The sequence below is a fragment of the Syntrophales bacterium genome, from assembly GCA_035363115.1.
Classification (GTDB): Bacteria; Desulfobacterota; Syntrophia; order Syntrophales; family PHBD01; genus PHBD01.
Window position 1 is genome coordinate 167,388 of the sequence record DAOSEM010000005.1, and the last position, 23,571, is coordinate 190,958.

The 23,571-nt window shown below is 58.9% G+C and carries 20 protein-coding genes; 9 read left to right on the plus strand and 11 right to left on the minus strand.

Annotated elements, in window-relative coordinates; all coding sequences use genetic code 11:
• Window positions 1–130 precede the first annotated feature (130 nt).
• The 6 genes from dnaB to PLO63_11745 form a co-directional block, all read right to left on the minus strand.
• On the minus strand, window positions 131–1,432 hold the full coding sequence (gene dnaB, locus PLO63_11720) for a replicative DNA helicase (GenBank protein HOI74799.1): 1,302 nt from the start codon (window positions 1,430–1,432) through the stop codon (window positions 131–133).
• On the minus strand, window positions 1,425–2,252 hold the full coding sequence (locus PLO63_11725; protein HOI74800.1) for a hypothetical protein: 828 nt from the start codon (window positions 2,250–2,252) through the stop codon (window positions 1,425–1,427). The genes dnaB and PLO63_11725 overlap by 8 nt, the downstream gene beginning before the upstream one ends.
• A 582-nt stretch (window positions 2,253–2,834) precedes the next feature.
• Window positions 2,835–3,674 carry a hypothetical protein gene (locus PLO63_11730; GenBank protein HOI74801.1) on the minus strand — a complete coding sequence of 280 codons (840 nt, stop codon included), beginning with the start codon at window positions 3,672–3,674 and terminating at the stop codon, window positions 2,835–2,837.
• A gap of 99 nt (window positions 3,675–3,773) precedes the next feature.
• Window positions 3,774–4,127 carry a helix-turn-helix transcriptional regulator gene (locus PLO63_11735; GenBank protein ID HOI74802.1) on the minus strand — a complete coding sequence of 118 codons (354 nt, stop codon included), beginning with the start codon at window positions 4,125–4,127 and terminating at the stop codon, window positions 3,774–3,776.
• On the minus strand, window positions 4,096–4,374 hold the full coding sequence (locus PLO63_11740) for a cytotoxic translational repressor of toxin-antitoxin stability system (protein ID HOI74803.1): 279 nt from the start codon (window positions 4,372–4,374) through the stop codon (window positions 4,096–4,098). Before PLO63_11740 ends, PLO63_11735 begins: the two co-directional genes overlap by 32 nt.
• Window positions 4,375–4,415: 41 nt before the next feature.
• On the minus strand, window positions 4,416–5,681 hold the full coding sequence (locus tag PLO63_11745; GenBank protein HOI74804.1) for a site-specific integrase: 1,266 nt from the start codon (window positions 5,679–5,681) through the stop codon (window positions 4,416–4,418).
• Window positions 5,682–6,436: 755 nt separating this feature from the next.
• On the opposite strand from PLO63_11745, the gene PLO63_11750 reads away from it, so the two are divergent.
• Both PLO63_11750 and PLO63_11755 read left to right on the plus strand, forming a co-directional pair.
• Window positions 6,437–7,075 carry a hypothetical protein gene (locus tag PLO63_11750; GenBank protein HOI74805.1) on the plus strand — a complete coding sequence of 213 codons (639 nt, stop codon included), beginning with the start codon at window positions 6,437–6,439 and terminating at the stop codon, window positions 7,073–7,075.
• A gap of 106 nt (window positions 7,076–7,181) precedes the next feature.
• Complete coding sequence (locus tag PLO63_11755) at window positions 7,182–8,165, plus strand: Tim44 domain-containing protein (GenBank protein ID HOI74806.1); 984 nt, start codon at window positions 7,182–7,184, stop codon at window positions 8,163–8,165.
• 195 nt (window positions 8,166–8,360) lie between these two features.
• Here PLO63_11755 and mutM read toward each other — a convergent pair whose 3' ends face one another.
• Complete coding sequence (gene mutM, locus PLO63_11760; GenBank protein ID HOI74807.1) at window positions 8,361–9,146, minus strand: bifunctional DNA-formamidopyrimidine glycosylase/DNA-(apurinic or apyrimidinic site) lyase; 786 nt, start codon at window positions 9,144–9,146, stop codon at window positions 8,361–8,363.
• Between the two features lie 245 nt (window positions 9,147–9,391).
• On the opposite strand from mutM, the gene PLO63_11765 reads away from it, so the two are divergent.
• From PLO63_11765 to PLO63_11775, 3 genes are read left to right on the plus strand one after another with little or no spacing between them, the layout of a single operon-like run.
• Window positions 9,392–10,705, plus strand: a complete 1,314-nt coding sequence (locus tag PLO63_11765) for a KamA family radical SAM protein (protein HOI74808.1) — start codon at window positions 9,392–9,394, stop codon at window positions 10,703–10,705.
• A gap of 11 nt (window positions 10,706–10,716) precedes the next feature.
• Window positions 10,717–11,736 (plus strand): ATP-grasp domain-containing protein, encoded by a 1,020-nt coding sequence (locus tag PLO63_11770; GenBank protein ID HOI74809.1) that lies wholly within the window; start codon window positions 10,717–10,719, stop codon window positions 11,734–11,736.
• Window positions 11,733–12,710 carry a hypothetical protein gene (locus PLO63_11775; protein ID HOI74810.1) on the plus strand — a complete coding sequence of 326 codons (978 nt, stop codon included), beginning with the start codon at window positions 11,733–11,735 and terminating at the stop codon, window positions 12,708–12,710. The genes PLO63_11770 and PLO63_11775 overlap by 4 nt, the downstream gene beginning before the upstream one ends.
• Here PLO63_11775 and PLO63_11780 read toward each other — a convergent pair.
• Entirely contained in the window at window positions 12,670–13,137 is a 468-nt protein-coding gene (locus PLO63_11780) for a DUF3617 family protein (protein ID HOI74811.1), read from the minus strand. The genes PLO63_11775 and PLO63_11780 overlap by 41 nt on opposite strands.
• Window positions 13,138–13,160: 23 nt before the next feature.
• The gene (locus PLO63_11785) at window positions 13,161–13,640 is read right to left on the minus strand and encodes a tetratricopeptide repeat protein (protein HOI74812.1); all 480 of its coding nucleotides are present in this window, start codon (window positions 13,638–13,640) and stop codon (window positions 13,161–13,163) included.
• 355 nt (window positions 13,641–13,995) lie between these two features.
• Between PLO63_11785 and PLO63_11790 the strand changes: the two genes are divergently transcribed.
• From PLO63_11790 to PLO63_11800, 3 genes are all read left to right on the plus strand, one after another.
• Entirely contained in the window at window positions 13,996–15,009 is a 1,014-nt protein-coding gene (locus PLO63_11790; protein HOI74813.1) for a 4Fe-4S dicluster domain-containing protein, read from the plus strand.
• Window positions 15,002–15,832, plus strand: a complete 831-nt coding sequence (locus PLO63_11795; GenBank protein HOI74814.1) for a cytochrome b/b6 domain-containing protein — start codon at window positions 15,002–15,004, stop codon at window positions 15,830–15,832. Before PLO63_11790 ends, PLO63_11795 begins: the two co-directional genes overlap by 8 nt.
• Window positions 15,833–16,008: 176 nt before the next feature.
• Window positions 16,009–17,766, plus strand: a complete 1,758-nt coding sequence (locus PLO63_11800) for a biotin carboxylase N-terminal domain-containing protein (protein HOI74815.1) — start codon at window positions 16,009–16,011, stop codon at window positions 17,764–17,766.
• Window positions 17,767–17,897: 131 nt separating this feature from the next.
• On the opposite strand, the gene PLO63_11805 is transcribed toward PLO63_11800, so the two are convergent.
• Window positions 17,898–18,530, minus strand: coding sequence for a hypothetical protein (locus tag PLO63_11805; protein HOI74816.1), 633 nt, complete (start codon window positions 18,528–18,530; stop codon window positions 17,898–17,900).
• A gap of 47 nt (window positions 18,531–18,577) precedes the next feature.
• Window positions 18,578–20,905: a hypothetical protein gene (locus PLO63_11810; protein ID HOI74817.1), complete on the minus strand. Its 2,328-nt coding sequence runs from the start codon at window positions 20,903–20,905 to the stop codon at window positions 18,578–18,580.
• Window positions 20,906–21,378: 473 nt separating this feature from the next.
• Between PLO63_11810 and PLO63_11815 the strand changes: the two genes are divergently transcribed.
• Window positions 21,379–23,460, plus strand: coding sequence for a molybdopterin-dependent oxidoreductase (locus PLO63_11815; protein HOI74818.1), 2,082 nt, complete (start codon window positions 21,379–21,381; stop codon window positions 23,458–23,460).
• The last annotated feature ends 111 nt before the right edge of the window (window positions 23,461–23,571 follow it).

The window sequence follows — 23,571 nt, forward strand, 5'->3', positions numbered from 1 at the left end:
TTTAAGTTACATTGAATTTTCAACTTTGAACGCAGACGACCTTCGGGCTCCCCTGACCCCTGCTTAAGGCCCCCCTTCGAAAGGACCCATTGAAAATGATGCATAACACCATGTTTTCATTCATATATTGTCAGGCTTCCCGCTTCACATCAGAAAACTGTGTCAGCTTCTTGTTGAACATCAGGGAGACTTTGCCCGTCGGCCCCTGTCTGTTTTTCGCAATTGTCAGGTTGACGGTCTCTTCGCTTTCGTTTGCCGAGAGGAATACAATCACATCTGCGTCCTGTTCGATGGCACCTGATTCTCTCAGATCCGCCAATGTAGGGCGTTTGTCTTTCCGGGACTCGACTGCCCGGTTAAGCTGTGCGGCAGAAACCACAGGCACGTCCAATTCCTTGGCCAGCACTTTCAGGGATCGTGATACCTCTGCAACCTCCGCTTCCCGGGTGGCCCATCGTTGAGACGGCCGGACAAGCTGCAAGTAATCGACAGTAACCAGGGCAAGACCACTTTCCGCCTTGATGCGACGTGCACGTGCCATGAGGCGATCAATGGGCAACCCGGCTGTGTCGTCGATGGTTATGGGCAGCTTGGCCAGGGCGTCGGTCGCATGAGCAATCCGGGGCCATTCGGTTTCCTTCAGGTAGCCCCTGGAAAGCCGGTATCCGTCAATCTTTGCCTCGGCAGACAAAAAGCGGAGAGAGACTTCATCTTTTGGCATTTCCAGGCTGTTGATGAGGACGGGACCGCCTGTACCCGCAACAGTCCGGGCTATTCCACCAAGCAGGGCGGACTTGCCCGTTCCGGGACGTCCGGCGAAGCTGTAGGAACACCCTCGCTTCAATCCACCTGTGAGAGTGTCCAGGCTGACGAGCCCTGTTGACAGGCCGGGCAGGGCATCTCCGTGCTGATGACGTTCTTCGATATCCCTGAAGGTCTTCTTTATGAGGGTCCGGATATCCATGCCCGTGGATCCGGCCCCTGCTGATGAAGCGGCTAAGATTTCTTTCTGTGAGAAGGCAATCAGAGCATCTAGGCCGTCACCGTTCAGGTCATGTGCACGGGCTATGATCCTGCGGGCAGCCTCAACAAGTTTTCGCGTGGCCGCCTTCTCGTGGACGATGCGGGCATAGTGGGCCACATTCGCCGCCGATGGCGACGAATCCATGAGTTCGGCCAGATATGCGGGTCCTCCTACTCCCTCGATATGCCCCCTGTTCCGAAGTTCATCCGCCAGGAGAATCAGATCCGGCGGTTGCCCCCGGTCCTGCAGGGCAATGACAGCGGCCAGAATCCGCCTGTGTGCCTCCGCATCGAAGTCACCGGGCGTCACAACATCCAGGACAGCAGGTAGAGCATTCCGGTCCAGGAGTATGGCGCCGATCACGGCACGCTCGGCTTCAAGTGAACGAATCTCCGGATGCTCAGGCATCGGTCACCTCCGCACACAAGATGCACACGGAACCTTGCATGTCGGACGAAAGCACAGTCCGTTTGCATGCCGGGCAGGTGACGGAATGAACTGTGTTGCTGTTGTCTGTTCGTTGTTCGCTCTGACCGGGAATCTCGTCTTCCCACCTCCGGCCGTTGAGCCATGTTGCAGGCATTGGCCATTCCGGGCAGAACTGGCCTGTGTTCCGGAGGTGCTCTTTATGGGCAATCTGGCTTTGAAGAGCATCCATAATGGTTTGCACCGTCACTTTTCCCTTCTTCATGAGCTTATTCCAAGCATCGAGGGCTCGTTTTCTTCCCTGCCTGTTGGGGTAGTGTCTGTAAAAGTCCTCGAACGAATTGTCCGGTTGTCCGGACAATGTTGTTTTATGGATAGGAAAGGAAAGGAGAGGGGCATTGCATTTAGCATGCTCGGTGCAATGCTCGGTTATGCTACGAGCATCGACACGTTCCCAACGGGCTTGGGCAGCCCTTCTTGCCTTTTCCGTCCGGGCTACAGCACCGGCAGCCCAATGGTTGTGCTCTTCCCAATCATGAATCTTGAAACCCTTCTCCGTTCGTTCGATGAAGCAAAGGTCCAGGAGGGCTGTAACCAAAGCAGAAGGATCTCCGTTCCATCCGGAGATGATTTCCAGGTCTTCCGGACTGCAACAGGAGAAATCCCCCGATGGTCTGTGACGGGCCGCATAGGTCCAGATTTTTAAAAGCCCCACGACTCCATCCGATCCCAACAAACGGGTAAGTTTAACCGTCTTAATGTTCTCGAAAAATGCCGTGGAGAGCCGGAAATCCGTGTTCATGATGAATGGCCCCTACAATCGGACCCCCGTTCTTTCACAGCCTGTTCCATCCATCTCGCAATCTCCCGGAGGCGGGCTTCCTCCTGATCATTGTCGGCATTGATGCGAAACTCTGCTAGCCGAAGGGTTTCAGGGTCTAGGACGATCAACAGGGAAGGTGAATTCATGGCCGATCAACCTCCGACCGCCTGGGACCGGTTTTCAAGCCACCTGATAAAGCTGTCGACGGGGTAACAAATTTTCCGTCCACAACGCACCCGCCCCTCGGGGCCTCTTCCGGCGCTGTCGAGGTTCGCCAAATATTTCTGGTTGATGATCCCGCCTGTGAATTTTTCAACTTCGGTGCGGCTGACCCAAGCGGACGGCCAAGTTCTCTTCAACGACTGAAAGGACGGTGTTTCCATGAAATGCCTCCAAAAGGTTTTTTGTTTGCTCTTTTGGTGGCAAATTAATCGATGATTTAATATCAGGTAAGTAAAGAGAAGGGCGGGATGCTTATTTTATACGTGTGAAATAAGGGTAGTGTTGTTATTTGTTACGTATGAAATAAGGTGGTGGTTCTTATTTCATACACGACAGAGCTTACCACCAAATGGCCTTACCGCTTAGAATATTATTCATTTTCTGTTTTGCCTTTCGATAATCTGATGTTAAAGAAACGCGTTTGAGCTCATCATATTGACATTTCTTATCCTTGCTATTTGAGCAGTTACCACGACAATTTGGTTCAAGTTCTCTGCATATTTGCTTGTAGGTTAAACCTTGCTTCTTAAGGTCATATACTGCCAGATACCTTTTTAATTCGTCCTTGCGAAAACGATTACTTAAGAATTCTTTTTTAATAATGGATGAAAAATTACTTTTGTATTTTTCTATACTATAATGTTCATATGGTCTAATCAGTAATAATATGTCGCCATGTCCATCTTCTATATAATGAGTGAAGTATTCTATAAATCCTTTAATCGTTGGATTTTCTGTTGCGTTGATGTATCTGCGTTCTGCGTCTTGAAGATCATATTGAACAATCTTCTTGTAATAATCAACAGGCTTTGTTCTTACAGGCCATCGCCGAATAATCCCGTGTTGTCCTGCATTTTCGAGTTCTTTTCCGTTAATTTTTGTGTATTTCTTCCAGTAATCATCAAAGTCAATTTTAAATACGTCACCATGTTTGAAATATAATGTAATAAGAGGATTTTCCTCTATGCATTGATCTGATTTAATTGGTCTACAAATCTCAGGTAATCGATTTGAGAAATTTATATCACCTATCCCTGAAAACCGAGCCAAGATACGGCGAGCCTGGGGATCTTTTTCTTCCGGGAATTGGGATCTGACCCATTGGCATAGTTCCAAATAACCGTCTATCCGCATGATGTATTCCCACTTTAAGCGAGCAATTTCTTTGGGATCTATCATTGTCTGTCTGCCCCATGCATATGATATGACTCTTGGAAAGTGACGGCGGCCAGGGGCGCCGCCGTTCGGCCCAGGTGATCAGCCCGGGCCTATCCCCTTTTACAGAAACACCCTGTAGCTGACATTCAGCGCCTTACCGAGACGCTTAGCCATTTCCTTCCCAATGGGACGCTTGCCGTTTTCCATCTCGCTGATATGCCGCTGAGGAATGCCGGTCTGTTCGGCAAGCTGGATCTGCGTCATGCCTTCCCGGTACCTCGCCCCGGCCAGTGCCTTTCCGATCAACTGCTTTTCGGAGTCGTTGGGGAATGCATCCCGCCACGGAACGGAATCCGATGCATCCACAAATCCAAGCGGTTTCATGGCCTCAATGGCTTTTTTCAGGTTCCCGGCGGGACCGATGAACCGCAATTCGATTTTTTCAATAGGGTGCTTTTTCGTGTGTGCCAGCATAAATCACCTCCACAAGCTTGACTTCCTTGTCTCTGACCTCCCATTTCGCCACATACGTGGGTTTCCCCTTCTTCAGGTGGCAGTGATGGCGGCTGCTTTCCAGCCGTCCATAGTTCGGCCAATTTCCCCGGACCGGACCTTGTATCTCGATTTCACGCATCAGGGTGATCAAGATTTCCCTGACTCTTTGGGGCAGGTGGTCAATCTGTTTTCTTGCCTGCCGTGACAGCTTCACCGTCCATGTCATGGTTCACCAATATACTAATCTTTGGTATAATGCAATCCCGTCTATTTGGGGAAGTCCACTATCTGCCCGGCCTGATCCTCTTTCTTCTGTGCCGCGCTATCAATGGCCCTTTCAAGGTTTGTTGTTGCATTGAATAGGGTACCCTTCGCAAGGTGCGCGTATCGTTCCGTCATTTGAATGACAGAATGGCCCATGAGTGACTTTAAAACGTAAAGGTCAGTCCCTGCCTCAACATGCCAGCTTGCGAAGGTGTGCCTCAGGGTATGGGCAACAACCTTCTGTCTCGGATCCGTGATGCCTTCATTGAAACCCAATTCCTCCACGACCTCGAAAAATGCTTTGGGCATCTCATTCAGTCGGTCCCCGTTCCTCTTGGAGAATACATAGTCGGCCGGACCTCCTCGATCTCTGGCCTTGAACATGGCCTTTACCTTGTCGGTCATGAAAGCGGCACGACCTTCAACACCCTTGGGGTCCATGACGGTGATGATGCCCCGATCAAGGTCAATGTGCCCCCATTTCAGAGCAGCCATTTCCCCCACGCGCAAACCGGTGTGTAGGCTCAACAACGCCATGTCATGAGCTATGTGTGATCTAGTCTGCAACGCATTCAGGAGGGCTTCAGCTTCGTTGTGGTTCAGAAAGCGAATCCTCCTGTTGTCGATCTTGGGAATCTTGACGCTCTTTGTGGGGGAGTCGCCGGAAACGATCCCGTCCCGCCTTGCCATGTTCCAAGTCTGGCGCACGGTAGCTAAGACGTATTGCAGTGTGCGAGGGGATTTCCCGCCATCGAGGATCTTCTTTTTCATCTTCTCGATGGCGAAGGGCTTGATGTCCTTCATTGGGATCTTCCCTATGACGGGCTTGATCCAGTTCTTGAAATGCTCTGCCTCCTTCCGGGTCGTGCCTTTCTTCTTTCCAACCTTGGATATGGGAGAATAGACGTTTTCAAAGTATTGCCCGAAGGTGGTGTTTTCCTTTTCGGCCTGCTCCTGTGCTGTCTTTTCTTCTTCCCGACGCTTCTTCTCAATCTCCCGCTTTTCTGAAATGCGGGTGGGAGCCTCCTTCTTGCCGTGCTTGGCTGCGCCTTTCAGCCGTTCCAGGACAAGCGCCGCCTTTTCCTCTGTCCAGTACTGATTATCCTCGGGGTCCCGTTCGCTCGTCCATCCGATCCCCTCTTCAACACGCTTCCCGTCCCTCTGATACCGGATTGCCAGATAGCGGTCTTTCTTGACGCCATGCTTCCTCGTTGGATGTTCGTAATAACGGACACCCTTGAACTTTGAGCCAATCCACTTCGCAGTCATTGCACCCCCCAGAGACTTACTGTATAAGGACAGCGAACGGGGATGGGGTGGAGACAAAATTCAATCTTTGGCTTCGGATGCTCTTTGAAATCCCCCGCCATTCTCTCCCCATTTTTAAAATCCATTTTGTCCGCAGATGTTGAAATCCCCCGACTTTCTCTCCCCATTCTCTCCCCACTTTGGGGCTGAAATGGTGTTTTTTTAAAGGTGGTCATGTGAAACTAAATATGCCACAAAAATCTGTGATGTCAAGTAGTTTGTATGGTAAAGGGCAACTAAAGGAAATGACGAAAAAGGGACTCAAAATCCCCCTTCCCTCGCGGAAGTGTCGGTTCGATTCCGACCTCCGGCACCAGAATGAAAACAAGGGCTTGAATGGTTAAGAAAATCCATTGAGCCCTTTTTTTATTGATGAGGATCATCTTGCCTCTCGCATGATAGCCTGTATTTATTGCCGAATTCGATTTCCCGATTCAGATTTATTCTATCGATTGCCGAAACAATGCCGTTTCTGATATTAATAGAGGGCTGCACCAGGGAACAGAGAACAAGACTCTCTTACATAAAGGGTCTTGAAACTCAAATGAATGGAAAGATATCAGACGGAGATACGGATAACCCGGATCATGCTTTTCATCCAATCTTGATGTGGCTTCGAAAAAAGATACCGGACGGATTCCAGGAAAATGAACATGCAAGTCGCCTGATTGTATCAATCGGTCGACGATGATGCATGGTAAAGGAAAAACCATACCGTGACGAACGTACGTCGCATATTGGTGCAATTGATCAAGATATGCGTGCTTCTGGGCATCATCTGGCTGGCCTTTGAGCTTTATGATCATTTTAGACCTGCAAACGGCTATAACCTGGAGGCACAAGGGCATTATTATACTTTCCATTTTCCCGATTCAATCCGAAGGGAAATTGGGAGAATCGGCAATGAGGAAGTCAAAGAAAATTTTCGCTGTTTTTCTGAAAGAAACTCCATTCTGACGGTTGTTTTGAAAAATCGGGATGATAGGGACATCAGTAAGATTTACATAGAAGTTCCTTTTAAAGGTCATTCCCAGATCGTCAAGAATGAGAAAGAGGTTTCTTCGTCGGATTTCAACGGACGTATTCTTGTCGGTCCAATGCAGGCGGGAGCCGAAACGAGAGTCATCGTCTGGACGGAGTCCTGGAAAGATGCGCCCAAGGGAAGGTATGACAAGAGGTACAGAGTTACTCATCCGGATGGGGTTTTCTATATTGATTTTCCGATCGAGGTAAGAGGGTTCCTTGCAACAATCATTGATTACGGCATCGCGAATATGTTCATCCTGACGTCCGTATTTCTTCTCATTTTGACCTCATTCACCATTATCATCATGCTGATTATGAGAAGAGACTGAAATGGAACGGGCTGTTCGACGGGAGAGGCCGGAGATAGAAACGGCCGGGACAGATGGTGTAAGATCATAAATAGAGGATCGGGGAAAAGGGATGCGAAAAACTTGGATGAAGGTCGGTGTAATGGTCGTTTCAACGCTTTTCTTCATGATATGGGTCCTGGAGATGGATGCCTGGGCCCGGGCCGGCGGCGGCCGGTCCATGGGCAGTCGCGGATCCCGCTCCTACAGCTCGCCAAGCCGGACATCCACGTCCCCGCAGGCGACGCAGCCAGCCAGCCGGGCGTACACAACCCCCCAGACGACGCAGCAGGCGAGCCCCATGCCGAATCCTGCCGCGCAGCCACGCCCCAGCTTCTGGCGAACCTTCGGTGCGGGAGCCCTCGGCGGCATTCTGGGCGGCATGCTCTTCAGCAGCTTCGGCCACGGAGCGGGCGGAATGGCCCGGGGCATAGGCGGAAGCGGCATCGGGCTGTTCGATATCCTGTTGATTGGAGCGCTTCTCTACGGGATCTATTGGTTCATCAAGCGAAGGAAACAGAGGGAAGCGACGGCGGCCGCCTATTCTTCCACCAGTGCTTCGACCTGGCAGGAGCCGCCCCTTTCCTTTGAGACGGTCGCCAAGACGGGAGTGGTGGCCGCGGATGACCTCGCGGCCGGCCTGGCTCATATCCGCAGCATGGATCCCTCCTTCGACGAGAAGCGTTTCAACGAATTCTGCACGGACCATTTCTTCCGCGTCCAGGGGGCCTGGGCGAACCGGGACATGACGGGCATCCGTGCACTCCTGACGGACGGGATGTACGGCCTCATGCAGGCGGATGCCGAGAAGCTCCGGGCGGAGAAGAAGCTCAACCGGCTCGACAATATCGCGGTGAGGTCCGTGGAGATCACCGAGGCCTGGCAGGAGCAGGGGCAGGATTTCGTGACGGTGCGGTTCCTGGCCAATCTCCTGGACTATACGACCAGCGAGTCCGGAGATCTGATCTCCGGCAGCAAAACGGAGCCAGTCAAATTTGAGGAGTTCTGGACATACACGCGGCCCGTGGGCGGCGGTTCCTGGCAGCTTTCGGGCATCAACCAGGCGGATTAGGCGTCCTGTTGCCGGCGGAATTGCCGGTTGCGGAGGGGTTGTCGAACGAAGACGGATCGATGCGGCACTGGCAAACGGGGGTGTTCCCGAGAGGGGCACCCCCGCTGTCGTTGCGGACGTTCCGGGCTGCCCGCCCCGTCTTCCGCCCGCGAGTCTTCTATCCCGCGCCGGCATCGCACAGGGGTCCGTATACCCTCATTTCTGGCATTTTGCGCAGAACCAGGTCCCCCTGCCGCCCAATGCGATTCGCTCGATGCCGGACCCGCAGCGGGGACAAGGCATCCCTTCCCGGCCATACACGCAAAGGTGATGCTGGAATTCCCCGGCGTCTCCGTGAAGGTCGCGCCAATCCGACACGGATGTGCCGCGGCAGCGGACCGCCAGATTCAGAATCCGCCTTGTTTCGCGGCCGATGGTCTCCCATTCTTTCCGTGTCACCTCCGATGCCGGCCTCCTCGGGTCCACTGCCGCAGAATGGAGAATCTCGCAGGCGTAGATGTTTCCCATACCCGGAAACACCGCCTGATCGAGGAGGAACACCTTTGTTGCCAGGCGCCTTTTCCGGGCGGCCTGCTGAAAGGCGGATGGATCCGGGTTCTTCAGGAGATCCGGCCCGGATGGGCGGTGACGGTCCGGCTGCTCCAGGGTCAGCGTGGCGAACCGCCGCGGATCGACCCCGATGACTTCGCAGTCTTCCAGGACCAGCCGGAACCTTGTATGGGCGGGCAACTCCGCACCCTCCGCCATGTCATTCCGGAAAAGACGGCCCGTCATCCGGAGATGGAGCCGCAGGACGGATCCATCGTCAAGGGCGATCTCCAGGAATTTTCCCTGTCGACAAACGTTGTCAATCTTCCGTCCCTCCAGATTCGGGGCGGGTCCAAGTTTCGCATCGTGAATGGCGAGGACCCGGAGCCTCTTTCCCCTGATTTCTCGAAGCAGCTGGCGGCGCAGCGTCTCCACTTCCGGCAGTTCGGGCATGATCAGACTCCCTGCGAATTCAAGGGCATGTAAAGCCGGGAGGAACCTCCGGTCAAGCGAAAAGAAAAAGTAAGACAAAGGCGCCTTTTTTATTGACAAGACGTCGCCCTTGGCCTTATGAGACGCAATAGAAAACGCCCATGATAACGGGGTTTTCCGGGGTTGAATGGAACGACGGCCGGAGCGGAATTTCCGGTCGAGGAACGCAAAAAAATGAAGGCTCGGCAAGCCGGAGGCGTCGGACGATGGAAATCGAGTCCCTTTTCAGCGAAGAAATGGAGCCCCCAGGCCTGCTCAACGGCCTGACAGGTTTGGAGAAAGCCGCCCATGACCTGATTGTTCCCCACGATCCGGCCGTTTCACCGCCTCCCCCCATCCCGGTCCGTCCCGACCGGCATCCTTCCCGTTTTACAGACAGCCGCCGCTCCCAGGCCTTCCGAAAGCGCTTCTATTCGGGCGTTTCCCGGGAAGAATGGCAGGACTGGCGCTGGCAGCTGAAAAACCGAATCAGCGATTACGAGACCCTGGGGCTGATGATCTGGCTTTCCGAGGAAGAGCGGAGCGCCATGACCTACGCGGCGGGACCCCGTCCGGTGGCCATCACCCCTTACTATGCCAGCCTGCTGGATGCGATGGATGTTTCGCATCCCTTGCGCCGCTCGATGATTCCCGTGATGCAGGAGTGTTTCCGGGTGGACGGGGAAAAGGAAGATCCCCTGGATGAGGAAAAGGACAGCCCGGTGCCCGGCCTGGTTCATCGATATCCGGATCGCGTCCTCTTTCTCGTGACGGGGACCTGTGCGGCCTACTGCCGGTATTGCACGCGGTCCCGCATAATCGGGCGGTCCGGTGCCGAGAGCAGCCTGAGAATGCACTGGGAGAAGGCGATCGATTACATCGCATCACACCCCGCCATCCGGGACGTCCTGCTGTCAGGCGGCGATCCCCTGACGCTCCACGACCGGAAGATTGAGTGGCTTCTTTCCAGGCTCAGCAGGATTCCGCACGTGGAAATGCTCCGGATCGGCACGAAAGTCCCCGTTACCCTCCCGCAACGGATCACGCCGGAACTGGTAAAGATCCTCAAAAGGTATCACCCGCTCTGGCTCAGCATCCACGTCACCCACCCCGACGAGCTGACGCCGGAGATGCGCCAGGCCTGCATGCGCCTGGCCGACGGGGGGATTCCCCTGGGCAGCCAGACGGTGCTCCTGGCGGGTGTCAACGATTCCGTGGAGGTGATGCGGCGGCTCTTCCAGGGCCTGCTCAAGATCCGCGTCAGGCCCTACTACCTGTACCAGTGCGATCCCATCCCGGGATCGGCCCACTTCCGGACGCCGGTCATCCGGGGCATCGAAATCATCGAGGGCCTGCGGGGCCACACAACCGGATACGCCGTTCCGACCTTCGTCATCGATGCCCCCGGCGGGGGCGGCAAGATCCCCCTCCTGCCGGAATACGTGGTCGGCCGCGACGGTCCGGATCTTCTCATCCGTAACTATGAAGGGAAGGTCTTCCGTTACCCGGACGGCGGTCCCGTCCATCATGAAGTCCATTAAGGCCGCAGCCCGTGACGCATCGTGAAACAGGACTGACCGTCGGCCTTGTCTACGACCTCCGCGACGACTACCTGGCGGAGGGCTATTCCGAAGAGGAAACGGCGGAATTCGACCGGGCGGAGACGATCGACGCCATCGAGGCGACGCTCCGTTCCCTGTCGTACCGGACGGATCGGATCGGCCACGCGCGCTCCCTCGTCGGACGGCTCGCCGCGGGAGCGCGGTGGGATCTCGTTTTCAACATCGCCGAGGGCCTTCGGGGCTATGGCCGGGAGAGCCTTGTGCCGGCCCTGCTGGAGGCTTACGGCATTCCATATGTCTTTTCCGATCCCCTCGTTCTCTCCCTGACCCTCCACAAGGGCATGTGCAAGCGAGTCGTCCGCGACCTCGCCATCCCGACGCCGGATTTCGCCGTCGTGGAGAAGGAAGCGGACATCGCCGCCGTCGGCCTCCCCTTTCCGCTCTTCGTCAAGCCGGTGGCGGAAGGGACGGGCAAGGGCATCACGGGGGAGTCCGTGATTCATTCCCCCGGTGCGCTGGAGAGGATCTGCCGCCGCCTGCTCGGTGCCTACGGCCAGCCCGTCCTCGTGGAACGGTTCCTCCCGGGGCGCGAATTCACCGTGGGCGTTGTCGGCACCGGGGAGGAGGCGGAGACCGTCGGGGTCATGGAGGTTCTTCTCCTGGCAGAAGCGGAAAAGGAGGTCTACTCCTACATCAACAAGGAATACTGCGAGCGCCTGGTTCGTTACCGCCTGGCCGACGACGGCGAGGCCCGGCGGGCCGCGGCGGTGGCCCTGGCTGCGTGGCGCGGGCTGGGCTGCCGCGACGGGGGGCGGGTGGACATCCGTTCGGACGAGCGGGGAGAGCCGCACTTCATGGAGGTGAATCCGCTGGCGGGCCTCCACCCGGAGCACTCGGACCTCCCGATTCTCTGCACCCTCGGCGGGATTTCCTACCGGGACCTCCTCGGTCGGATCATGGACTCGGCCCTGCGGCGCACCGCGGCGGGAAACGGCGGACCCGGACCATGACCGTGGCCGTGCTGCATGGGTCTGTTTCCGACGGTTCCGGAATGGACGAGCAGGATGTGCTGGTGGAGGTGGAGACCGTCTGCCGGGCCCTCGCGTCACTCGGGCATCGGCCCGTCCCCGTTCCCCTCTCGATGGACCTCGAAGCGGCCCTGGAAGCGCTCCGCCGTCTCCGGCCCCGCTTCGCCTTCAACCTCGTCGAGTCGGTGGCGGGGAAGGGCTGTCTCATCGCGCTCGGCCCGCTGGTCCTGGACGTGCTGGGCATCCCGTTCACCGGGGCCTCCGCCGACGCGACCTACCTGACGTCGAACAAGCTCCTGGCCAAGCGGATCATGCTCCTCGAGGGGATCGACACGCCGTCCTGGTTTCCGATGGAAGGCGGCCTTTCCGGTCCCATCGAACCGGGCCGATACATCGTCAAGTCCGTCTGGGAGCACGCATCCATCGGAATCGACGAAGGCTCGGTTCTGTTCGCGGACGGGGATGCGGGGCTTCGGGAGGCTCTCCGACTTCGCCGGGACGCAACCGGCGGGGCCTGCTTTGCCGAGGTTTACATCGAAGGACGCGAATTCAATCTCTCCCTGCTGGCGGACGGAAAAGGACCCCGGGTCCTTCCCCCGGCGGAGATCCTCTTCGACGCCTTTCCCCCCGGCAAGCTGCGCCTGGTGGACTACCGGGCCAAGTGGGACGCCGATTCCTTCGAGTACCGGCAGACCCCGAGACGTTTCCACTTTCCGGGAGAGGACGCGGACCTCCTGTCCTCCCTGGAGAGAATAGCCCTTCGGTGCTGGGATGTTTTCCGGTTGCACGGGTACGGGCGGGTGGATTTCCGGGTGGATGAAGACGGCCGACCCTGGGTGCTGGAGGTGAACACGAATCCCTGCCTGTCGCCGGACGCGGGATTCCTCGCGTCGGCCGCTGAGGCGGGGTTCGGTCTTACCGAGGTGGTGTCCCGGATCTGTGCGGATCTTCCGTAGCCTTCGGGCAGTCGCCGATCCTCCGTCCCTCGATCCGCTGGGTTACGGAAAGTGTTTTCCCTTTCTTCCCGAGGATCTTCCCCTTCATTACGCCCGTCAGCGTCTCTCCGCGGAAGAGAACCCGTCCCTTTCCCGTCATCGATCCCGTGTCCATCTCGCACCGTACGCTCCACGTGAGGGCGTCGCCCTCCAGGCTCGACCGGAGGAGGCGGCACTGCCGGTCCCGCTCGGGCTCACGGGGAATGGGATCCTTTCCGGTCAGGCAACGCCGGTAGACGTGGGGACGGGACAGGCCGGGGGCGAGCCCCTGGATTTCCATGGTGGCGGTCATTTCCCAGAGGCCGGACGGGAAGGCCGCCTCGGCCGACGCGGGGGAAGTGCAAAAAAAAGGCAGAAGAGCCGTCATGACGAAGATCATCCGGATCATGGCGATCCTTCCGCCTGTGTGGCCTATCGCTGCGAATCCCCGCCGCGGCTGAGCCACAGCAGGTAGTGCTCGGCGTCCTTGTTCTTGAACGTGACGGCCATTTTCATGTCCTCGAGGGCCTGCTCGTGCCTGCCGATCTTTTCATTGCACAGGCCCCGGTAGACGTAGCTTCCCGCTTCCTCGGCATAGCCGGGGTCGATGTCGAGGGCCTGGTCGAAATCCCGGACGGCGACATCATACTGCTCGAGCTTGTAGGCGGCGAAACCCCGGTTGTGGAAGGCCCGGCCGTTGCCCGGGTCGATCTTGACGGCCTGGGTGAAGGCTTCGATGGCGCCGGTGAAGTCGTCCTTCATCAGGGCGGAAAGACCCCGGAGTCTCCACTCCTCGCCCGGTGAGTCCGTCTCCTTGGATTTGCTCCGGACAGGGGCCGCACTGGCGGCGGGCTGTGCGGGGGCTTTCTCTTTCTTTGCTCCACGACCGAACGATAGCTTCAACGCTGCCATATCCTTCCTCCTTCGATCAAAGGTACCTGTCAGGGACCATGATATGCTTCCGGGTGCTGCTCCAGCCTTTCGGGATCTGTCTTACTTTGTATTGGAGCACATGTGCGGCCCGGATTTCGAGAACCGAACTCCCGACCGGGCGAAATGCCGATATCCATCTCGTGTCGCTCGCTCTTTTCATAACCCGTTCCCCATGGATATTCAAGCAGATTGTGCAGTTACACGGCAAAGGGGGCGCGGCGTTTGACAAGATCACTTCCGCTTACTAACTTCTCGCGTATACAATGCAGGTCGATGCATCGGTAAGCTCCAGTCGGACAAAAACGCATTTCAAGCCGGCCCAAGGAAAGAAGCCATGAATAAAAGCAAGGAAGGGATATCACGCCGGAGCTTTTTCAAAGCGGGGGCGGGACTCGCCGCTACAGCGGGAATTGCGGTTCCACGGGCGGCGGAGGCCCGGAGCAGGGAAGGGCGGCTGGCAACCCTGATCGACCTGAACCTCTGTGACGGATGTCCGGATCGTGCCTTGCCCGCCTGCATCACCGCCTGCAAATCCGCCCGGAACGGCCAGGTTCCGAAGCCGGTCGAACCCATTCCCTCGCCGTTCCCGGTCGGGGGCAAGGGGATCGAGGACTGGTCGAAAAAGCAGGACGTCCACGACCGGCTCACTCCCTACAACCGGATCTTCGTCCAGAAAGCGGAGGTGGAGGTCGAGGGAGCAAAAAGGACCCTCTTCATCCCGCGCCGCTGCATGCACTGCGACAATCCCGCCTGCGCCACCATCTGTCCCTTCTCGGCCAACCACAAGTATGAAAGCGGGGCCGTCGTCATCGACCCGGACCTTTGTTTCGGCGGCGCCAAGTGCCGCACGGTCTGCCCGTGGGAGATCCCCCAGCGCCAGTCGGGGGTGGGAATCTATCTCCATGTCCTGCCGACGCTGGCCGGCAACGGCGTGATGTTCAAGTGCGACCTCTGCGTAGACCGCCTGAAGGACGGCGGCCTGCCCGCCTGCGTCGAGTCGTGTCCCCGGCAGGCCTTGCTGATCGGGCCGCGGGAGAAGATTTTCAGCCTTGCGGATGAGCGTGCCCGGAGTACCGGCGGCTTTCTCTACGGCAAGAAGGAAAATGGAGGAACATCGACCCTCTATGTCTCGCCGGTTCCATTCGATGTGCTGGACCGGGCTGTTGTGACGGGAAAGGGAAGGCCCGGCTTCAAGCCGGTGAAGCGGCGGATGGAAGAGACCGACGGCCTGGGCCGGGCGGTCCTCGTCTCGCCGGTGGCCGGCGCGGCGGCGGGCATTGCCGGGGCTCTCGGTTATCTTTCCAGAAGGAAGAAACGTGTGAAAGCGGAGGAAAATCAGGATGGCTGAGCGAATCCTTGAAGAACGGAACCGGGCTGTCCGCCACGGCCTCGTGGAATTATTGGAGCACTGGACGATCGCCCTCTCGGGACTCCTGCTTCTGCTTTCCGGCATGTTCGAACTGCCGCTCGCCGGCCGCTATGCCATCGACAAGCTGCCCGGCATGGCCTGGTCCGGTGATTTCATTTCTTCCCTGAGCATCCATTACGTGGCATCCGTCGTCTTCATTGCAGCGGCGGTCTTTCACGTCGTTTACCACGGAATCCGCGGGGATTTCGCTCTCCTGCCCCGCAGGGGGGACCTGAAGGCTTCCTGGCAGGTGATCCTGAGTTTCTTCGGCAAGGGGGAGGAGCCGCCCTTTCACAAGTACCTGCCGGAGCAGCGCCTTGCCTACCTGGGCATGGCCGTGATCATTGCAGGCCTCATCATCTCAGGGCTGGTGAAAACCTACAAGAACCTCTATGCCCCGGACATGTCCCTGACGATTCTTCTGTGGGCCACATGGACACACAACGTTTTTTTCATGCTGTTCATCCTGGCGTTTCTGGCCCACATCGGTGCCATCCTTCTCAAGCCCAACCGTCCCATGTTCCGCGGCATCCTGACGGGAAAGATCCGCCTTGACTATGCCCGGCACCGCCATCCCCTCTGGATCGCGGAGCTGGAGCCGTCCCGGCCCGTGGAGCCCGCGGCCGCGGCCGCGCCTCTCCCCGCGGAGCCACCGGAGGATGAACCGGAAGCGGAATCCCTGCCCGGCACGAAAGAAACGATGGAATCAACGCCTCCACCTGTTTCACAGCCGGAATCCGGTGACAGCGGGCGGAATCCCTGATCGAAAACCTCCAAACGGAACCTGTTTTCCCGCCCTTTGCATTCATGGATTGTCAGGGACCGGCAAATGTGCTATCACCACACCCGTTGATTGCGGATCGCCTTGCACGCAGAACCCGTCCGTGATCGCCACCGCCTGATTCTCCAGGCACTCCGAAGAACACAGCAGGATACTCCATGAAGACGATCAGGAAGGTCTTGATTGCCAACCGGGGGGAGATTGCTCTCCGAATCATGAACACTCTCAAGGAGATGGGCATCGAGGCCATCGCCGTTTACGAAAAGCCGGATTACGATGCCTATTTCCTGCGGTTTGCCGACCGGGCCATCAAGATCAGCGACGAGCCGGGCAAGGGGTATTTGAATATCGAGCGGATCATCGACGCGGCCCTGAAAAGCGGGGCCGATGCCGTTCACCCAGGCTACGGTTTCCTGGCGGAAAACCCGAATCTGGCCGCCGCCTGCGAGCGGGCGGGCATCCTGTTCATCGGTCCGCCGCCCTCCGTCATCCGGGACCTGGGTGACAAGGTCCTGGCGCGGGAGACCATGTCCGGGGCCGGAATCCCCATCATCCCGGGGACAAACAGCTTTTCTGCCGGCGAGGCGGGTATTGAGGAAGCCCTGGCGTTTGCCAGGAGATGCGGGTTTCCCATCATCCTGAAGGCGACGGCCGGCGGGGGAGGCCGCGGGGTGCGGCGGATCGAGAGTGAGGAGGAACTCAGGAGGGAAATGCCCCTCGCACGGGCGGAAGCGCTCCTGGCCTTTCACGACGACCGCATCTACGCGGAGAAGTGCATCGTCCACCCCCGCCACATCGAGGTTCAGATCCTCGCCGACACCCATGGAAACGTCATTCACCTGGGCACCCGGGACTGCTCCATCCAGCGCCGTCACCAGAAGCTTCTGGAAGTGGCCCCGGCGGAACTGCCCGCCGAGGTGACGGCGGCTATCCAGGAAGCGGCCGTGAAGGCTGCCAGGACGGCCGGTTACGTCAACGCCGGCACGGTGGAATTCCTTGTGGACTCCAAAACCAGCGAGTTCTGGTTCATGGAGGTCAACACCCGCCTCCAGGTTGAGCACACGGTCAGCGAGATGATCACTGGGGAAGACATCGTCCAGCACCAGATCCGGATCGCCGAGGGCCATCCCCTGGGACTGAAGCAGGAGGACATCCAGATCAACGGGATTGCCATCGAGGTGCGCATCAACGCGGAAGATCCCAAGAACAGCTTCCTGCCGGAGGGCGGGAAGATGATCGAGATCTACGAATCGCCCGGAGGTCCGGGACTCCGGGTGGACGGGGCCATCTACAAGGGATACCGGGTCCCCACGGTGTACGACTCGCTCCTGGTGAAGCTGATCGTCCGGGGATACCGGTGGGACCAGACGGTGCAGCGGCTGAAGCGGGCCTTGAAGGACTTCACCATCGTCTGGCCCAAGACGACGATCCCCCTGTACCTGGCCATCTGCGACGAGCCCGATTTCCTGGCGCGGAAGTTTGACACATCCTACCTGGATACCCATCCGTCCATTTTCCGCTATCCCGACCATGACCACTACATCCTGGAAGAGGCGGTCTACAAGACGATTGTCCCCGTCGACGAGCACGGCCAGGCTGTGATCACGGACGACCGGGAGCGGAAGGAGCGGACGCGCCGCCTGTTGGAGAAGCGGATCCTGACGACCCAGGAAATCGAGGAGCTCAAGCGGGAGGGGATCATCAAGTCGTCCATCAAGGGGAAGGTGAACCGCGTCCTCGTGGACGTCGGGGACGAGGTCTGCGTGGGAGACATCCTGATCGACCTGGAGGCGATGAAGATGCACACCCACGTCATTGCCGATCTGGACGGCCGGGTGTCGGATGTTCTGGTGGAGCCGGGTGATTCCGTCGACGTGGGTGACACCATGATCGTGGTGTGCACGGTGGAGGCCTGAAGGAGAATACCGGGCGGGAGATCCGGCGAAAGAGGGTTGCCTGTCTCCCTGAGGCGGGATGAAAGACAGCGGATGGCCGATTCCAGGTGTCGGCCGCAAGGGAAGGAGCGGCGGCGGGCATCAGGAAGCCGTCAGTGCATGATGAATTCCTCCCCCTGCCATTCCCCCTCGAAGGAGGAGCCGCTGGCCAGGGTCAGTGTTCCCTTTCCGAAGAAATCCCCATCCTTCCAGATACCCGTATACCTCGATCCATCGACGAAGTGCAGGGTTCCCTGCCCGTGGCAGACGTCATGATCCCATTCGCCGTCGTATTTTTTCCCGTCGGCGAAGATCATCCTGCCCTTGCCCGATTTCTGTCCTGCCAGCCACTCCCCGTCATAGCGTCCGCCATCCGCCAGGGTTTCCAGCCCCTCGCCGTGGCGTTTCCCTTTTTCCCAGCGGCCTTCATAACGACCGCCATCGGGCAGGGTCTCCGTTCCCGTCCCGTGGGGCATGCCTTCCAGCCACTCCCCGTCATAAATCCTGCCGTCCGGGAGAATCATCCAGCCGGTCCCGTTGGGCAGACCATCCTCCCACTGGCCGTTGTAAACGGCCTCGTCGGGCCAGGTGTACTTCCCGGAGCCCGAAAAGCGACCCGGACGGAACGAGCCCGTGTAGCGTCCTCCATCGGGGAACATGATGGTCCCCTCGCCCTCCCGGGGGGATTCCTCCCAGGCGAGCGAAACGCTTTCTCCGTCCTCGATCTTCTTTAGGTACTGGTTCATGGATCTTGCCTGTTATGCCGTCCGAAAGGATCCTGCCGCATGGCGGATCATTTCCTGGTGATGAATTTCCCGTCCTTGAACTCGCCCTGCAGGCGGCGCCCGTCCGCCATGGTCATGGTCCCCTCGCCATGGGGGCGCCCGTTTGCAAGTTGTCCCACGTACTTTCTGCCGTCCACCATCGTCATGACGCCGAGCCCGTGATACTTGTTTTCCTTGAATTCGCCTTCGTAGCGGTCTCCATTGGGAAACGTCAGGATTCCCTTCCCGTTGAAGAGGCCGTCGGCGAAGCGGCCGATGTATTTCCGGCCATCCGGCAGGATGAGGGTTCCCATGCCGTTGAATTTTCCCTTTTCAAACTGTCCTTCATAACGCATTCCGTCCGGAAAGATGTCCGTCCCCTGGCCGTGGCAGCGGTCGTCGCGCCATTCTCCCATGTAGGTGCGCCCGGCGGGATACGTCATCATCCCCAGTCCTTCTTTCCGGTCGTTGCGCCATCCGCCCATGTAAACGGCTCCGTCGGCGTAGCGGAGAAGCCCGACGCCATCCCTGAAGCCGACGCGCCATTCCCCCATGTAGCTTTGCCCGTCCGGATGGTTCGCGATTCCCCGTCCGTGGGGACGGTTCCCTTCCAGGTCGCCCGTGTACAGGCTTCCGTCGGGGAGTTCCAGCGCCTGGGTTCCCGGAGCCGGCGGCGCCTGTGCCATGGCCGCCTCGTCCAGGTCTCCGAACAGGTCGCTGGGTGCCTCGACGGGCGGGGGCGCGGGCGCTTCCTCCATTTCGACGGTGGGTCTGGCCTTCCGGCGACCCTTCGCCGCCCGGGGTCGAACAGGCTCCTCCTCCGGTTCAGAAGGCAGTACTTCTTCCCGCTTTTCGACACGGGGAGCCGCTTCAATCCGCCGTTCTTCCTCTTCCACCCCGGCTTTCGCAGCTTCCTTCGCTGCCCTCCCTGTCTTCTTCACTGGTGCTGCCATGGCTTGCTCCGCTTCTTCCGGTGTTTCTTCGCCGGGGGGCTCGGCCGCTTCGAACTCCAGCGGCTCCGGCATCGTTTCCGCTCCGGTTTCCGGCCGCAAATCCTCGATGGTGGCCCTGGATTCGGCGGGTCTCTCCTCCTTGATGGCCGCGGGCGGCTCTTCCGGGGGCACCGCTTCCTCCTCCGCTTCGATTGCCTCCAGGGGGGCGGGATATTCCTCGACGGTCCGTACTTCCTTCTCCAGTACTTTCTCCTGAAAGGCCGTTTCCTCAACCCGCGGAGCCGGCTCTTCCGGAGGAGCCGGTTCTTCCGAAAATTCCGCGGCCGGAGGTTCTCCCGCAGGCTTTTCCAATTCTTCCAAAGGCCCGGGCGAGACGGCGGGCTCGGCAGCGGCGGCCTCAGGGGCGGCCACGGCCGGCTCGAGGGCGGGCGGGGCCTCCTCTGTGGCGGGTGCTGCCGTTTCGATCTCCTTGACTTCTGAAACAGCCTCGATTACGGCACGTTCAGAAAGCACCGGCTCTTCCGGCTTTCCGTTTTCTATGGCCTCCACCGGTTCAAGAATTGCCTCGGGTACGGATGAAATGTCCGGTTCCTCGGGAGGTGGCGCGGCGGCAGGGGCTTCCTTCCCAATGGCTTCATCCAGGGCGGGCGCGGCCTGTTTCTCCCCGGCCGTCTCGATTGTCTCCACTTCGGCAGGCGGCTCTTCGGTGGCGCGTTTCGACTTCCTCGGCGGTTTCTTAGGAAGGGGTTCCTCTTCCGGTGGCATTTCCGCCTCTTCCGGAGGCTGTGGGACGCCAACTTCCGCGAATTCCTTGATCGGCGCTTCATCAGGGGGTGGAGGCGGCTCTTCAGCCGGAGCCGCCGCCTCTTCAACGGCAGGCCCCTCTTCCACTTCCGCTTCCCGGGCGGCTTCGATCTCGGCAGGTACGGGCGGTTCCGGCTCAACCGGCGCTTCGGCCTGTGCCGCCCGCACAGGCTCCGGCTCGGATGGGATCACCGGTTCCTCCACGAGCCGGGCCGAAGCCGGGGCTTCCTCGCGAAGCGTTTCCGGCTCCTTTTCGGGGGCGGCCGGTTCCGCCTGGGGTTCATCGACAGCCTCCGGAACGGCGGGTGGTTCTTCCACCTGGCGGACGCCCGCCGACCAGGTCCCTTCCACGACCGATCCGTCAGGCCGGGTCAACCGCCCCGGACCTTCCGGCAGGCCATCCGTCCAGGAGCCCTCATACCGGCTGCCGTCCGGCCAGGTAAAAACGCCCGTTCCATCGAAACGGCCGTTCCGGAACCCGCCGTTGTACGTGCTTCCGTCGCCCAGTACAGCCGTGCCGTCTCCGTCGAAGCCGGTGGAGGACCAGGTCACCTGGTAGGGATATTCCGGGGATGTTCCCCGCTGAAGTGTTTTCCACATGGCTGATTCGATCATGTCCCGGGTTGGATTTTCGGGTTTGCCTGCAATGAAAGAGAATATCGCGGCGCATGTTAGCGGATAGGTCCGGCCGTTTCAAGTGGAACTTCATGAACGTTCTGTCATGCCGTTTTAAAGCCTTCACCGGGCGTCTATCAGGGCTTCCAGGAAAGAGTTGCCGTCCGGCCTGGAAGGAAGCTGTTTCGGGTTGGTACTTTCCCTTGTTGGATGACTTGAAGACAGAGGAGTGGGCATATCTCTCGACCTGCCGGGAGACCACATGAAATGCCGTTCCGACTTTTGGTATCAACGGAACACTGCTGAAATTGCGTGGACGTTCCCGGTTCCTTCCGTTCACGGTCTCCCGATCCGGTGGGCAAGTATTCATTGTACCGATTCCTTTCCGTGTTGTATGGTTTTTCAAACGGCGGTCCCAATTCTGCTGCCGGTTCCGCAATCAAGGAGAGGGAGGGGTTATGGAGGAAGGCGTCCGCTGGGTGAAGACCCATTGTGCGAGGATGGACCACGGCGGCTGCGCGCTGCTCGTGGGCGTGAAAGGAAACGAGATCGTCCAGATCAAGGGAGACCCCGAGGGGTACCTGAACCGCGGGTACACTTGCTTCAAGGGCCGGGTTTCGGCGGACCGGCTGACCCACCCCGACCGTCTCCGGCATCCCCTGAAACGGGTCGGAGAGCGGGGTGAGGGGAAATGGCAGCGCATCTCCTGGGACCAGGCCCTGGAGGAGACGGCGGAGAATCTTCTCCGGATCAAGGAGAAACACGGCGCCCGGGCCGTCGGATTCGGCGTCGGCATGCCCAAGGGACTGGAGCACTTTGTCCTGATCCGTCTGGCCAATCTCTTCGGCTCCCCCAACGTCATTGCCTCCCAGGACGTATGCCACGCCCCCCGGGAGATCACGGGGATCCACACCTGCGGTTTCTATCCCGTGGCGGACCTGCACCACCCGTCCAAGCTTCTTTTCCTCTGGGGAAGCAACCCCACGGCCACCAACGAGGAGGGACAGATCGTCAGCCTGCTCCACAACCAGGTGAAGAACGGCGCCAGGCTGATCGTAGTCGATCCCCGCCGGATCGAGCTCGCCGAAAAGGCGGACCTCTGGCTGCAGATCCGGCCGGGCACAGCCCAGGCCCTGGCGCTTTCCATCATGAACGTGATCTGCGAAGAATCCCTCTATGACCGGGAATTCGTGGAGAAATACACCCACGGCTTCGATGATCTCCGCGAACACCTGAAGGCCTACCCCCCCGAGAAAATGGCGGAGGTCACCTGGGTGCCCGCCGACAAGATCCGCCAGGCCGCCCGGATGTACGCGGAGGCGAAACCGGCGGCCCTGCAGTGGGGAAACGCCATCGAGCATGACGTCAACGCCTTCGACGCTGTCCGGTCGCTCGCCTGCCTGATGGCCATCTGCGGGAACCTGGAAATCCCCGGCGGCAACGTCCATGCCCGGGATCCTAAAATCATGGGGCTGGCGCAGTTTGTCCGGGCGGACCTCATCCCGGACAAGCGAAAGGACATGATCAGCGCCCACCACCGGGTGATCCCCCGTCTCATGACCATCGCCCCGGCCTTTTTCCGCCGGGCGGTCCTGGAGGGGGTTCCCTACCCCGTCCGGGGATACTACGGAATGTGCACGAATCCGCTGGTCAACTGGGCGGACAGCCGGCTGACCCACGAGGCCTTCCGGAGTCTCGACTTCATGGCCGTCGCGGAGATCTTCATGACGCCAACGGCCGCCATGGCGGACATTGTCCTTCCCGTGGCGCACCAGTACGAGATGAACGACATCGGGCATTACGGCATCGGACACGGCATGATCCTCGCCCGCCCCAAGATCGTCGAGCCCCCGGAGGAGTGCTGGCCCGACATGAAGATCATGACCGAGCTGGGGAAGCGCGTCTCGCCGCCGGACTTGTGGCCTGAGGATCACGAGCAGTTCCTGGAAGACCTTGTCCGCCCGGCGGGACTGACGTACCGCGAATTTGTCGAAAAGGGGTACCTGAAGGGACCGGAGATCGCACGCTCCTATGAAGCGAAAGGCTTCCCGACGCCGACGGGAAAGGTGGAGCTGCGCCTCAGCACGGCGGAAAAGTTCGGCCTGAAAGCGCTGCCGGAGTTTTCCGGACTTCCGGAGGAGGATGATCCCGAGTTTCCGCTGATCCTTATCAGCGCCAAGAGCCAATACTATCTCCTTTCGGCCTACCGCTGGGTCAAGCGGCTCCGGGACAAGCATCCCCATCCGACGCTGGAGATCCATCCCGACACAGCGGCCCGGTTTGACATCCGGGACGGCGACGACGTCGTCATCGAGACGAAACACGGAACGGTGACCCAGAAGGCCCTCGTGACCGATATCATCCATCCCCGGGTCGTCAGTGCCTCCCTGGGGTGGTGGTTTCCCGAAGGGGACCCGGCAGGCCAGTACGACTGGCAGTCGGCCAACTTCAACATGCTCACCTCCATCGGGAAGCTGGGAAAGGAATACGGCACGCCAAACCTGAAAAACATGCCCTGCCGGATCCGCCGGAAGGCATAGGTTTGCATCAAGGCATCACTGCGACTGCGAGTCAAGGAGCCCGGCGGAGCGATTCGTCGGGCTTTTCCTGTTTCCTTCACCCCACACCCCGGATGGACGTTCCTGTCCCAT